Origin of the sequence: Micromonospora sp. CPCC 206171 (assembly GCF_036906755.1) — a bacterium.
Taxonomy (GTDB): Bacteria; Actinomycetota; Actinomycetes; order Mycobacteriales; family Micromonosporaceae; genus Micromonospora; species Micromonospora purpureochromogenes.
Window position 1 is genome coordinate 144584 of the sequence record NZ_JBAKHT010000015.1, and the last position, 11689, is coordinate 156272.

Sequence of the window (11689 nt, forward strand, 5' to 3'; positions counted from 1 at the left end):
GAAGCAATCCCGCCCCGGCGGGGGAAGTGGGCCGGCGTGCGTAAGGGCGCCTGAAGCGAATCGTAAGCGGGATCCGGCAATGTTCTGGGTGTCACCGGAGAGCACCACCGACAGCCAGGAGATCCCGATGCGCAAGCTCATCAACTCGACCTACATCACCCTCGACGGCGTCATCGAGAACCCCATGTGGACCATGCCGTACTTCGACGACGAGGCCGCCGCGTTCGCCGCCGGGCAGACCGACGAGGCCGACGCGCTGCTGATGGGTCGGATCACCTACGACGGCATGTCCGCCGCCTGGCCGACCCGGGACGAGAGCGACCCGAGCACCGGCGCCGCCTACTTCAACAACGTCAAGAAGTACGTCGCCTCGACCACCCTGACCGACCCCACCTGGAAGAACAGCGAGGTGCTGCAGGGCGACCTGATCGAGGAGGTGACCCGGCTCAAGGCGCAGGACGGCAAGGCCATCCTCCAGTACGGCTTCGGCTCGGTCACCACCCAGCTGATCGCGGCCGGCCTGCTGGACGAGGTGCGGTTCTGGATCCACCCGGTGCTGGAGGGCGGCGACAGCGTGACCGCACCGCTGAAGGACTTCAAGGCGTCGTTCGAGCTCATCGACACGAAGGTGCAGCGCAGCGGCGTGATCATCGCCTCGTACCGGCCGAAGGCGGCCCGCTGACGGACGCGCTCTTCAGCTGGGCCCGGGCCTCGTCCGGGCCCAGCTTGCCGCCCTCGGTGACCAGCGCGTCGAAGCGTTCCCGGCCGAGGGCGGCGACCAGCCGTACCGTCACCCGGTCGGTCTCGTCGCGCTCCGCCGGCGCGGCCGGGGCCCGGGCGGCCTCCCGCGCGGCGGCCGCGGCGCCCAGCAGGCGGGCCGCGACCTCGGGCGGGCGCACTACCGAGGCCATCCCCTCCAGCGCGTTGACGGCGTCGCGCGGTGACTCCATCGCCTGCGCGGCGTCGAACGCCTCGACGTGCAGGGCCAGAGCGGCGGCCGGGTCGCCGTTCTGCTCGGCCGCGTAGCCCAGCTCGACCAGGACCATCGGCAGGTACAGCGCGGGCTGCGTCTCGCGGCGGCCCTGCTCGGCGAGGCGCGTCAGGTGCGTGACGGCCACGTCGAGCTTGCCGTCGCGGCGGGCGGCCAGGCCGAGGCCGATCTCCGCGAAGATCAACGCGCTCGGCGCGTCCTGCTCCACCGCCAGTTGGTACGCGCGCTCGGCCAGCTCCCGGCCCTGCGCGTAGTCGCGGGTCTGCACCGCCAGCCAGGCCAGCCAGGACAGCTTGCTGCCCACCTCCGGCCAGAGCGACAGCTCCTCGGCCCAGCGCAGCCCTTCCCGGTGCAGGGCGGCGGCGCGCTCGTGCGCGCCGCGCATCTCGGCCAGGCCGCCCACCCAGTCGGTCGCCTGCAGCCGACCCCAGCGGTCGCCGACCTGCGCGAACAACGCCGCACAGCGGCTACCGGCGTGCTCCAGCGTGGCCAGGTCGCCGGTGGCGTGGGCGAGCTTGGCCCGCGAGCTGAGCACCGCCGCCTCGGTCCAGGGATCGTCGACGGTGGTGGGCAGCAGCTCCGCCGCCAGGGTCAGGTCGCTGCGATCGATGACCGCGTTCGCGACGAACCACGCGGCCCGGCCGCCGGGGTCGCCGGCCAGGGCGGCGCGCAGGTCGCCCGGCGCGATCGGTTCGCCCTGCAACAGCGCGAACCCGGCCCGCCACGGCGCGGCGCGCGCCTCCTCGGCCGGGTCGCCCCGCATCGCCAGCGCCCGCCGCGCCTCGGTGAGCCGGCCGCGCAGGAACCAGTACCAGCTCAGCGCGACCGCCAGGCGCAGCCCGCCGCCGTGGGCCAGCGCCGAGCGCAGGTTCGCCGCCTCGGCGTCGAGCCGGGCCAGCCACTCCTGCTGGTCGGCGCCGCGCAGTTCCGGGTCGGCGCGTTCGGCCAGGTCGGTGTAGTACGCCGCGTGCCGCGCCCGGACGTCGTCGGCGTCCGCCAGGCGCTCCAGGCAGAACGCGGCGACCGACTCCAGCAGCCGGTAGCGGGGGCTCGCGCCCGAGTCGTCCACCACCACCAGCGAACGGTCCACCAGCCGGGCCAGCGCGTCGAGGTCGGTCCGGCACACCTGCTCGGCCGCGTCGGGCGTGCAGCCGTCGCTGAACACCGCGAGCCGGGCCAGCACCCGGCGGTCGGCCTCGGCCAGCAGGTCCCAGCTCCAGCCGATCACCGCGGTCAGCGTGCGCTGCCGTGGCGGCATGTCCCGCTGGGTGGTGGCGAGCAGTCTGAACCGGTCGTCGAGCCGGTCCACCACGCCCTGCACGCCGAGCGCGCGTACCCGGGTCGCGGCCAGTTCGAGGGCCAGTGGCAGGCCGTCCAGCCGGCGGCAGAGCTGCGCCACCGCCGGGGCGGTCCGCTCGTCGAGGTGGAAGCCGCGGTGTTGCGCGGCGGCGCGGGCGGCGAACAGCCGGGCCGCGGCCGAGCGCCGGACCGCGTCGAGGTCCCGGTCGTGCTCGGGTACGGCCAGCGGCGGCACCTCCCAGAGCAGCTCACCGGTGAGGCCGAGCGGTTCCCGGCTGGTGGCCAGCACGGTCACGCCGGGCGCGTCCCGCAGCAGCCGGGCGACCAGCGCGGCGACCGGCTCGATGACGTGCTCGCAGTTGTCCAGCACGAGCAGCAGCTGCCGGTGCCGGAGCACCGCGGACAGCCGGTCGACGGCGGACACGCTGGCGCCGGCCGCCTCACGCAGGTCCAACGCCCCGAGCACCTCGTCAGCGACGTGCGAATCGCCGACCGGCAGCGGCGCCAGCTCCACCAGGTGGGCGCCGTCCGGGAGGACCAGCTCGCGGGCGGCCTCGGTGGCCAACCGGGTCTTGCCGACCCCGCCCGGCCCGATCAGCGTGACCAGCCGCTGCTCCGGGAGCAGGGCGCGCAGCTCGGTCAGCGCCTCGGCCCGTCCGACCAGCCCGTCGAGCCGGGCCGGCAGGCTGTTCCGGATGATCGCGGCCTTCGGTGGGGCGCTCAGGCCGGCGTCCTGTTCGAGGATCCTGCGGTGCAGGGCGACCAGCTCCGGCCCCGGGTCGAGGCCCAGCTCGTCGACGAGCCGGTCGCGCAGGTCGGCGTAGCTCTCCAGGGCCTCGGAGGTACGGCCGGCCGCGTAGAGCGCGCGCATCTGCAACGTTCGCAGACCCTCGCGCAGCGGGTGCCGGGCGACCAGCTCGGCCAGGTCGGCGGCGACCAGATCGTGCTCGCCGCGGGCCATCCGGGCGTCGGCGAGCCGCTCGTGCACCACGAGGCGCTGCTCGGCCAGGCGGGTGGCCTCGGCGCGGGCGAACTCGGCGTCGGCCACGTCGGCGTACGCGTCGCCGCGCCACAGCGCGAGGGCGGCGGTCAGCCGGTCCACGTCGGTGGCGGTGGCCAGTTCGGCGAACCGGTCGGCGTCCACCGCGCCGGTACGCAGCCGGTAACCGGGCGGCCGTGACTCGACCAGCTCGCGCGCGCCCGGCTCGGCGTCGTTGAGCGCCTTGCGCAGCTGGGACACCCGCACCTGGAGGGCGCCGGCCGGATTGGCCGGGACGTCCGCACCCCACAGGTCGTCGATCAGGCGGTCCGCCGAGACCACCTGGTTGCGGTGGGCCAGCAGGTCGGCCAGCAGCACCCGCACCTTGGTGCCGGGTACGACGACCGGCTCGCCGGCGTCGGTGCTGACGGCGAGCGGCCCGAGCACCCCGAACTGCACGGCGGCCATCCTATCGACGCGGAAGGCGATCTGAAGCCGACCGTAAGCGCCGTGGCCCACCGTCGGCACATGGACATCCACCACGAAGAACACGGCACCGGCGAGGGCCGCCCGGTCGTCCTCGTCCACGGCGCGCTCTCCGGCATCGGCACCTCGTTCGGCAGGATCCTGCCACTGCTGGCGAAGAGCCGCCGGGTGATCGCCATCGAGCTGCAGGCGCACGGTCGTACCCCGGACATCGACCGTCCGCTGACCGTGGAGAACTTCGCCGCCGACGTGGTCGAGCTGCTCGACCGCCTCGGTGTCGAGCGGGCGGACCTGTTCGGCTGGAGCATGGGCGCGGCGGTCGCGCTGCGCCTCGGCACCGACCACGCCGACCGGGTCGGGCGGCTGGTGCTCGCCTCGGTGAGCTTCGACGACGCCGGCCTGCACCCCGGACTGTTGGACGGTATCCAGGACCTGCAACCGGAACACCTGCACGGCTCGGAGTTCCACGAGGAGTACCTGCGGACCGCGCCCGACCCGGCCGGCTGGCCCAACCTGGTCACCAAGATGAAGGTCCTGGACGCGAACCTGCCGCAGTGGACGCCCGAGCAGATCCGGGCGCTGGCCGCGCCCACGATGATCGTGCTGGCCGACTCGGACATCGTCCAGCCCGAGCACGCCGTACGGATGTTCCGGCTGCTCGGCGGGGCGGTGGCCGGCGACCTGACCGGCCTGCCCGCCTGCCGCCTGGCCATCCTGCCCGGCACCACTCACACCACCATCCCGCACCGCGCCGACTGGCTGGCCCCGATGATCGACGAATTCCTGGACGAGGGGGAGCGGGCGCAGTGACCACGGTGTGGTCGCTCACAGGCGCTCGTCGGCACCGGAGGCCGCGCCGGCGGGCCGACCGACGTACCCGCTGGCCGGCAACGCTCCGACCAGCAGGTAGTTGCCTCCTCGCAACGGTCGCGGAAATTTCCACCGTGGGTAACCTGCGAGCATGAATGACGACGCCGGGTCTTTCGACCCGGGGCTCGTGAGCCCCCGGCCGACCACGGCGTCCGTGCTCATGTCCGAGGATTTCACCGCCGCCACCCTGACCGCCCTGCGGCACCGGCTGCGGGCGGCGGTCGGTGGCGCGGGACTCGTCGGCGACGAGGGCTACGACTTCGTGCTGGCCGTGCACGAACTGGCCACCAACGCGGTGCGCCACGGTGGCGGCCGTGGCCACCTTCACCTGCGGCGCCAGGACGACGTGCTGATCTGCGAGGTCAGCGACCACGGGGCGACCGGGTCAGGTCTGCCCGTGCGGCTGCCCCCCGTCGACGTCGCCGGGGGACGCGGCCTGTGGCTGGCCCATCGGCTGAGCGAGGGCCTGCTGCTCACCCGAGGGGTCGACGGCGTCACCGCCACCGTGACCGCGTGCCTGGACGCCGTCGCCGGTGCGCCCGTGGTCGACGGCGCCACCTCCGGGTCGCACCCGTCCGCCGAGGACGACCCGCGATGACGCCGCAGCGGGGCTGACGGCACCCGATCCGCGTCGGCCATCCCGGCCCCACATCGACGGCACCGGCGGCGGCCGAATCCGGACCCCGCCCGGTACCGGCCCGTCGGTGGTCGCCGTCAGGGTCGGCGGCGCGTCGGGTCGGGCCCCCAATCCCACTGTTCGCCGCGCCGGCGGCGGTCCTCCCGTACGGCGCTGCGGATCGACCGCAGCGTGGCGTCGGGGGCGAAGATGAGCGCGTACCAGCGGTCGAGCATCGCGTGCAGGTCGCTGAGCGTGGCCGTCGCCCGCTCCGTCTGCTCCCGGGCCGTCCTCAGCTGCTCGCGGGCGGCCTGCGCCTCCGCCTCCAGCTCCGCGACCCGCACGCGCATCGGTTGCACGAGGGTCAGTGCCGCGTCGGTGAGCATGTCCGCCGCCTCCGCCTTGAACTTGCCGCGTTGGGCCACGACGGCGGCGATGGCGGCCAGGCCGCTGGCGCCGCCGAGCACGCCGAGCACGGACAGGGCGACCTGCACCCACTGCGGGGCGGTGGTGGTGTCGGCCGGCGGGGTCATCGTCGGCCGCCGGTGGGACAGTTGCCGCTGTCCACGTCCATCTTGCGGATCAGCCTGCGGAGGTCGAGCAGGATCTCCGTGGCGCGCCACCACGAACCCACGGCGACCGCGGTGATGAACGACGTCGCGGCGATCGCCATCCGGCCGGACATCACCATCAGCGCGACGGAGTACATCCCGGCGAGGGTGCCCAGCAGGAGCATCGAGGCCAGTTCGATGCCGAGGGCGGTGGAGATCCGTCCCGGCCAGGTCAGGCCGAGCAGGCCGCCCAGCCCGACGACGATGAGGCCGAGTTCCCAGCCGATCCGGATCGGTCGCGGCATCGCCATCTCCACCGAGGGTGGGCGCACGTTGAGAGCGATCAGCAGGAGCCCGCACACGGGCGCGGTGACCAGGACGGCGTTCTCGAACGGTCGCCGGTTGCGCCAGATCCGCATGCTCTGCACGGCAACTCCCTGAGGTCGTTGCGGGTACCCCGTCGGGAGCGGTTGCCGGAGTCGGACGACCACGCTGCCCTGGTGGCACCCGCTGCTGTGCCGGGTGTGACGACGAGCGCCATCGGTGGTCGACACCTCTAGTCATACCACCCGTTTCTGGTCGCCCCAACTGATGGGATCCGACATAAGCGCTGGTCAGCAGGGGTGCGGGCGGCCGTGGACGGGTAGCCGCAGGAGGCTGAAGGGCGGGTCGAGCGACGACCGGATGTCCCCTCTCGACGGGTCGAGGACGGGCCTCGCCGCTGGTCAGGAACAAGACACCTTCCGAACAAATGGCAGAAAGAGCGCAAAACGCCAAGGGGCGTGGTCGCCGTGCGCCGGCGGCGGAGCGTTTGCCGACGGTGGCCGCGGGTAGCCACGCTGCCTCGCCACGGGAAGGACGTCGCATGGCCGAGCTGAAGTTCGTCGAGAAGGTCGCCGCACGGGCGGGCGTACCGCCGGAGACGGCGCGGTCCCTGACCGAGGCCACCCTCGGCACCCTCACCCAGCGGATCAGTGGTGGCCAGGCCGGGGCCCTGGCCGGCCACCTCGCCGACGAGCTGAGCCCGTTGCTGATCAAGGGCACGGAGGATCCGGAGGCGTTCGGCTACGACGAGTTCCTGCGTCGGGTGGCCGACCGCGCCGGGGTGGACCGCGGGGTCGCCGAGCGGGGCGTGCGGGCCGTCCTGCAGACCCTGCACCGGGTGGTCGGACACCGGGAATTCACGGACGCCATGGTGCAACTGCCGGCGGACCTCCGGGCGCTGGCCGAGCCCCTGCCACACGGGCCCTGACCGACGCCGGCCCCCGGTCGTACCCGGGGGGCCGGCGACGGTGGATCCCCCGCGCGCCGCCGCGCGGCCGACCGGCGCCGGCCGGGCGTGGGGGCGGGTCAGCCGACGGCCACGGCGGCCAGGTACTGCTCCGCGCGGTCCGGCGCCATGAACCAGTCGTCCAGGTCGTTGGGGTCGCAGAAGCCGTAGGCGAACCGGCGGGCGATCGCCGGACTGGTCGCGGCGGTGGCGAGGATCTGCTGCACGTGTGGGGGCAGCGGCTGGAGCATGGCGTTCGTCCAGTGGGTGACCGCCCGGCCGGTGTCGGCCCAGAACCGCTCGAACGTCCGCTCCATCCACTCCGGGTCGAAGGGCTGGTCGGCGCGCTCCAGGATCGAGCGCAGGTACGCGTCGGCGCACTTGGCGGCGGTGTTGCTGCCCTGGCCGGTGATCGGGTCGTTGGCGATCACCACGTCGGCCATGCCGAGGACGGCGCCGCCCGAGGGGAGTTCGCCGACCGGGCGGCGCACCGTGGGGGTGTACCGGCCGGACAGGGTGGCCCGCCCGTCGGTCAACTCCACCCGGGCGCACCGCTCGTGGATCCACGGCGTGTACTGCCGGGTCAGCTCCAGGGTCAGCCTGAGATGCTCGGCCGGATCCCGCCGCTCCTGCCACAGGTCCAGCGGCCCACCCGGTACCGCCTCCCAGAACAGGATGTCGCACGGTCCGGACAGGGTGAGCGCGGGAATGACGAAGAGTTCCCCGAGCCCGGGCACCGCGTTGAAGCTGACGTGCGGCTCGGGCCACAGCGGGTCCGGCGCCATGCCGTGCACGTACGCGACGGCCAACCCGCGCTGCGGCGTGGCGTACACCGACCGCTGCGGGTCACGGTCGAAGACGCCCACCAGGTCACCCTTGCCGGCCGCCACGACGGTCAGATCGTAGCGGCCGAGCCGGGTCAGCCCGTCCAGGTCGGCCGTGGTCACGCCCTGGTAGTGCACGGTGCCGCCCCGCTGCTCGAACAGCTCCAGCCAGGCGGCCATCTTCAGCCGCTGGTCGGTGCTCTGCGCGGGGTCGTCCAGCGGGCATGGGACGCGCAGGGCCCGCTCGCCGGGCGGCGCGGACAGCGACACGTGCAGCCCCTGGATCTGCGGCGTCTGCTCCGTCCAGAGATCCAGGCCGTACCGGCGTTCGGTGTGCAGGGCGGCGGCGAACATGGCCTGTGTGCTCAGCACCCAGCCACGGCGGATCTCCTCGGGCGTACGGGCCGACATGATGGTCACGTCGTAGCCCTCGGCGAGCAGGCCGAGTCCGAGCTGCAGCCCGGACTGACCGGCCCCGACGATCAGGATTCTGCGCATCTGTACCTCCAGGTGGGTGAGCTACCGGACCGCGCCGGCGGTGCTGGCCATGGTGTGTTCCACGACCGTCACCAGGGCCCGCGCGACCGACGAGGGATCCCGGACGTCGCAGGCGACCAGGGGAACGTGGGCGGACAGTCCGAGGGCCTCCCGGACGTCGTCCAGGCGGTGGGTGAGCACGCCGTCGAACAGGTTGACGCAGACCACGAACGGCAGGTCGGTGTCCTGCTCGAAATAGTTGACCGCGGGGAAGGACGCCTCCAGGCGTCGGGTGTCGGCCAGGACGAGGGCGCCCACCGCGCCGCGACACAGGTCGTCCCACATCGGCCAGAACCGAGGCTGGCCGGGCGTGCCGAACAGGTACAGCACGAGGTCCCCGCCGATCGTCAGCCGGCCGAAGTCCATCGCCACGGTGGTGGTCGTCTTGTCGATCCCCGGATCGAGCCGGTCCACGGTCTCGCTCGCCGCCGTCATCCACGCCTCGGTGTTGATCGGCGGAATCTCCGAGATGGACTGCACGCACGTCGTCTTGCCGACCCCGAAGCCGCCGGCGATGACGATCTTCGCCGAGGTCGGCAGGGGGTGCTCAGGCGAGCTGACGGAGGCCATCGCGGAGTCTCTCCAGAAGGCGGTGGTCGAACGGGGAGGCGGCGGTGTCGCCGTGGATGCACAGTCGGTCGGTCGCGGCGAGGTCGTCGACGACTACCCGGGTCACTCCCAGCGACATGCCGCAGACGGCGGACAGCTCGGCGACCGACCGCGTCGTGCGGGCGTGCTCGTAGAGCGAACGGGGCTCCGGCAGCAGGCCCGAGGCGAACACGGCGTCGTAGTACGGCACCGACACCAGGGTGTGCACCAGCAGGTGCTGCCGGGTGCGGGTGCGCCCGCCCGTGAGGACGTAGGGCCGCACCTTCCAGTACGGGGTGGGCATGGTGGAGACCTCCTTGGGCTCCGGGACGGTCAGCGGGCCGGCCGGCCGGCGGTGTGGCGGTGCAACTCGCTACGGACCTGCGGGGTGAGCGCGTGCCGGACGGCTCCGACGAACTGCGTCATCCGGTAGGCGACGACGCGGAGGTCGCAGCCGGCCGTGGCGGCCACGGCCAGGCCCGCCGACTCGCCCACCCGCATGAACAGCAGGTGCCCGTGGGGCAGCCGGACCGTCAGGTATTCCGACATCCCCAGGTCGAGCAGGGCAGCGCTGCGGTCGGCGATGCTGAGCAGCCCGGAGGTCAGGGCGGCGAGCTGGTCGCCGAGGTCGCGGGGCACCCGATCGGACGCGGCGAGCTGGAGTCCGTCGAGAGAGACGAGCACTGCGTGGGTGACGCCGGGTACGTCGTCGGCGAACTGGCGGACCAGCCAGGCGCAGTCCGGCGGGCTCTGGCCGGCGACCTGCTGGTGGCGTGCGTCGAGCGGTGCGGTCATCAGGGGTGTCCTTCGTCGAGGGTGGCTGGTCGGGCGTCGCCGACCCCGGCGGCGAAGTCAGCTGTCTCATCGGGCCAGGCAGACCCGCCGGGCGCTGGGGCCGGGGGCTGGGGTGCCGTACCCGCTGGCGGCGGGCGGTGCGCCCCGGGCGAGGGAGTCTGCCCACGTACGCTCTCGCGTACCCGGCGGGGCAGGCCGCCGGCCGGCTCCGGCGGGCGGGTGTCCGGGGCCGGGCCGTCGCCGGCCGGCGCGGCATCGAGGAGGGTGGCCAGGCGCACCGTCGGGGCGTGCCTGCTGTCGTTGGACCTGGACATCTGCGCGCTCCCGTGCGGGATTCCGGCCCAGACGGGTGGCCGGCCGCCCGCCGTTGTCGGCGCGGTGCCGGCAGGCCCCGGCCGGGCGGCGGGCGCCACCTCGCAGAGCAGGGATCCGGGAATCAGCACCGTCGCGGTGGTGCCGCCCGAGGGGCGGGCGGTGAGGTTGACCCGCAGCTGGTGAGCGCGCGACAGGTGCGCGACGACGAGCAGGCCCAGGTGGGCCGCGGGGTTGCCGGTGGCCGGTGCCGGCGCGGCGCCGGCCAGCATGGCGTTGAGCTGCGGTAGCTGGCCAGGGTCGATGCCCACGCCGGCGTCCTCGGCCCGGAGCAGCACGCTGCCGTCCTCGGTGACGTAGGCGGAGACGACCACCGACGAGGTGGGCGGCGAGAAGCGGGTCGCGTTGTCGAGCAGTTCGGTGAGCACCCGGATGACGTCGTCGGCGGCGAACTCGACGACGCCCAGGTCCACGACGTGTCCGACCCGCACCCGGGGGTAGTGCTCGATGGCCGAAGACGCGGCCCGGACCACGTCGACCAGGGTGACGGTCTGCGGGCTGGCGTCTTCGACCCGGCGGCCCAGCAGCACCTGGAGGTTCTCCGCGTGGCGGCGGATGCGGGTGTTCGCGTGGTCGATGCGGTAGAGCCGTTCGAGCCGTTCCGGGTCCTGCTCGTCGGTCTCCACGGCTTCGAGGTGGCTGCCCATCTGGTACGCGGAGGCGAGGATGCGCAGCGCGAACTGGTCGCAGATCGCCGGCCAGAGGTCCTCCGCGTGGTTCTCGGGTGGGGGTGGGCTCGCCGCGGCGGCGTCCGCGAGCGCGGGATCGAGCCACCGGGCCGCTCGCTGCCGCCACGTCATGCGTCGACGATGCGGTGCCGCCACTGTGGACATCTCGTCGTCTTTCACGAAATAGTGGACCTATCGGTAATCGGGGCTTCTGACACGGTGCAGCAGTCAACCACCGTTCCCTGACGGTGGCAACGCCGTACGGCCGATCTGAGGCTTTTCGCACCGCGCCACCACCGTGTCCGAGGCCGCGCAGGACGGGGTGGCCTGCGCGACGACGGCAGGCGTACGGGTCGACCGCGGTCGATCAGCCGGTGGTCGTGCCACCGCATGCCTGCCGTGTCGGTTCCGGGCCGGTCGCGTCGATGCCATGTCTGTACATCGCGCAAAGCGGTCAGCGCGCAACATCATTCTCCGGGTGACCACCTCGCTCGGCTGGTCAGGTGCCGTCCACCGTCCCCGCCGGCCCCGCGACGAGGCGGTGTCAGGTGCGGACGTCGGGCGGCGGAGTCACCGGTCGGTACGGGGTCACGGACCGCGCCCCGCCAGTGCGCGTGGGCCCCGCCCGGCGGCGGGCGCCACCGGGCGCACGACGTGGTGGCTGCGGAGGCTGGTCGGGTCGGCCGGGGCGGTGCGGCCGGTGTGCAGCGCCGATCCGTTGCCGTGACCGACCGACCCGGCCGGGTGGCACGACGGCGTGCCGGCCCGCGCCGGCCCGGACGGACGCTCCTATGCCGCGTCAAGTGGTTGGGGTGGGGTTTCGAGGCGTCGGTAGAGCTCTCG

Annotated in this window: 12 protein-coding genes; 4 read left to right on the forward strand and 8 right to left on the reverse strand. The window is 73.6% G+C overall.

Features of this window, described 5'->3' with window-relative positions; all coding sequences use genetic code 11:
• The first annotated feature begins 79 nt into the window (after positions 1 to 79).
• Positions 80 to 682 carry a dihydrofolate reductase family protein gene (locus V6U89_RS18690; protein WP_334572551.1) on the forward strand — a complete coding sequence of 201 codons (603 nt, stop codon included), beginning with the start codon at positions 80 to 82 and terminating at the stop codon, positions 680 to 682.
• On the opposite strand, the gene V6U89_RS18695 is transcribed toward V6U89_RS18690, so the two are convergent.
• The gene (locus V6U89_RS18695; RefSeq protein ID WP_442933945.1) at positions 648 to 3737 is read right to left on the reverse strand and encodes a BTAD domain-containing putative transcriptional regulator; all 3090 of its coding nucleotides are present in this window, start codon (positions 3735 to 3737) and stop codon (positions 648 to 650) included. The genes V6U89_RS18690 and V6U89_RS18695 overlap by 35 nt on opposite strands.
• Before the next feature lie 60 nt (positions 3738 to 3797).
• On the opposite strand from V6U89_RS18695, the gene V6U89_RS18700 reads away from it, so the two are divergent.
• A complete protein-coding gene (locus V6U89_RS18700) occupies positions 3798 to 4565 on the forward strand; it encodes an alpha/beta fold hydrolase (protein ID WP_334572554.1) in 768 nt (255 codons plus the stop codon).
• A 151-nt stretch (positions 4566 to 4716) separates the two neighbouring features.
• Entirely contained in the window at positions 4717 to 5223 is a 507-nt protein-coding gene (locus V6U89_RS18705; RefSeq protein WP_334572555.1) for an ATP-binding protein, read from the forward strand.
• A gap of 116 nt (positions 5224 to 5339) precedes the next feature.
• On the opposite strand, the gene V6U89_RS18710 is transcribed toward V6U89_RS18705, so the two are convergent.
• Positions 5340 to 5774: a hypothetical protein gene (locus tag V6U89_RS18710; protein WP_334572556.1), complete on the reverse strand. Its 435-nt coding sequence runs from the start codon at positions 5772 to 5774 to the stop codon at positions 5340 to 5342.
• The gene (locus tag V6U89_RS18715; RefSeq protein WP_334572568.1) at positions 5771 to 6211 is read right to left on the reverse strand and encodes a hypothetical protein; all 441 of its coding nucleotides are present in this window, start codon (positions 6209 to 6211) and stop codon (positions 5771 to 5773) included. Before V6U89_RS18715 ends, V6U89_RS18710 begins: the two co-directional genes overlap by 4 nt.
• A 446-nt stretch (positions 6212 to 6657) precedes the next feature.
• Here V6U89_RS18715 and V6U89_RS18720 point away from each other — a divergent pair, with 446 nt between their 5' ends.
• Entirely contained in the window at positions 6658 to 7044 is a 387-nt protein-coding gene (locus tag V6U89_RS18720) for a DUF2267 domain-containing protein (RefSeq protein ID WP_334572557.1), read from the forward strand.
• A 98-nt stretch (positions 7045 to 7142) separates the two neighbouring features.
• Here V6U89_RS18720 and V6U89_RS18725 read toward each other — a convergent pair whose 3' ends face one another.
• From V6U89_RS18725 to V6U89_RS18745, 5 genes are read right to left on the reverse strand one after another with little or no spacing between them, the layout of a single operon-like run.
• A complete protein-coding gene (locus V6U89_RS18725; protein ID WP_334572558.1) occupies positions 7143 to 8384 on the reverse strand; it encodes a styrene monooxygenase/indole monooxygenase family protein in 1242 nt (413 codons plus the stop codon).
• A 21-nt stretch (positions 8385 to 8405) separates the two neighbouring features.
• A complete protein-coding gene (locus V6U89_RS18730; protein ID WP_154936743.1) occupies positions 8406 to 8993 on the reverse strand; it encodes a GTP-binding protein in 588 nt (195 codons plus the stop codon).
• Positions 8971 to 9315 (reverse strand): DUF742 domain-containing protein, encoded by a 345-nt coding sequence (locus V6U89_RS18735; RefSeq protein WP_154936744.1) that lies wholly within the window; start codon positions 9313 to 9315, stop codon positions 8971 to 8973. Before V6U89_RS18735 ends, V6U89_RS18730 begins: the two co-directional genes overlap by 23 nt.
• A gap of 29 nt (positions 9316 to 9344) precedes the next feature.
• Positions 9345 to 9806, reverse strand: coding sequence for a roadblock/LC7 domain-containing protein (locus tag V6U89_RS18740; protein WP_334572561.1), 462 nt, complete (start codon positions 9804 to 9806; stop codon positions 9345 to 9347).
• Positions 9806 to 10978 carry a sensor histidine kinase gene (locus V6U89_RS18745; protein WP_334572563.1) on the reverse strand — a complete coding sequence of 391 codons (1173 nt, stop codon included), beginning with the start codon at positions 10976 to 10978 and terminating at the stop codon, positions 9806 to 9808. Before V6U89_RS18745 ends, V6U89_RS18740 begins: the two co-directional genes overlap by 1 nt.
• Positions 10979 to 11689: the final 711 nt, after the last annotated feature.

Excerpts from the sequence above, each read along its gene's own strand:
- V6U89_RS18690 (WP_334572551.1), top strand. The coding sequence starts at position 80 with ATGTTCTGGGTGTCACCGGAGAGCACCACCGACAGCCAGGAGATCCCG.
- V6U89_RS18695 (WP_442933945.1), bottom strand. The coding sequence starts at position 3,737 with ATGGCCGCCGTGCAGTTCGGGGTGCTCGGGCCGCTCGCCGTCAGCACC.
- V6U89_RS18700 (WP_334572554.1), top strand. The coding sequence starts at position 3,798 with ATGGACATCCACCACGAAGAACACGGCACCGGCGAGGGCCGCCCGGTC.
- V6U89_RS18705 (WP_334572555.1), top strand. The coding sequence starts at position 4,717 with ATGAATGACGACGCCGGGTCTTTCGACCCGGGGCTCGTGAGCCCCCGG.
- V6U89_RS18710 (WP_334572556.1), bottom strand. The coding sequence starts at position 5,774 with ATGACCCCGCCGGCCGACACCACCACCGCCCCGCAGTGGGTGCAGGTC.
- V6U89_RS18715 (WP_334572568.1), bottom strand. The coding sequence starts at position 6,211 with ATGCGGATCTGGCGCAACCGGCGACCGTTCGAGAACGCCGTCCTGGTC.
- V6U89_RS18720 (WP_334572557.1), top strand. The coding sequence starts at position 6,658 with ATGGCCGAGCTGAAGTTCGTCGAGAAGGTCGCCGCACGGGCGGGCGTA.
- V6U89_RS18725 (WP_334572558.1), bottom strand. The coding sequence starts at position 8,384 with ATGCGCAGAATCCTGATCGTCGGGGCCGGTCAGTCCGGGCTGCAGCTC.
- V6U89_RS18730 (WP_154936743.1), bottom strand. The coding sequence starts at position 8,993 with ATGGCCTCCGTCAGCTCGCCTGAGCACCCCCTGCCGACCTCGGCGAAG.
- V6U89_RS18735 (WP_154936744.1), bottom strand. The coding sequence starts at position 9,315 with ATGCCCACCCCGTACTGGAAGGTGCGGCCCTACGTCCTCACGGGCGGG.
- V6U89_RS18740 (WP_334572561.1), bottom strand. The coding sequence starts at position 9,806 with ATGACCGCACCGCTCGACGCACGCCACCAGCAGGTCGCCGGCCAGAGC.
- V6U89_RS18745 (WP_334572563.1), bottom strand. The coding sequence starts at position 10,978 with ATGACGTGGCGGCAGCGAGCGGCCCGGTGGCTCGATCCCGCGCTCGCG.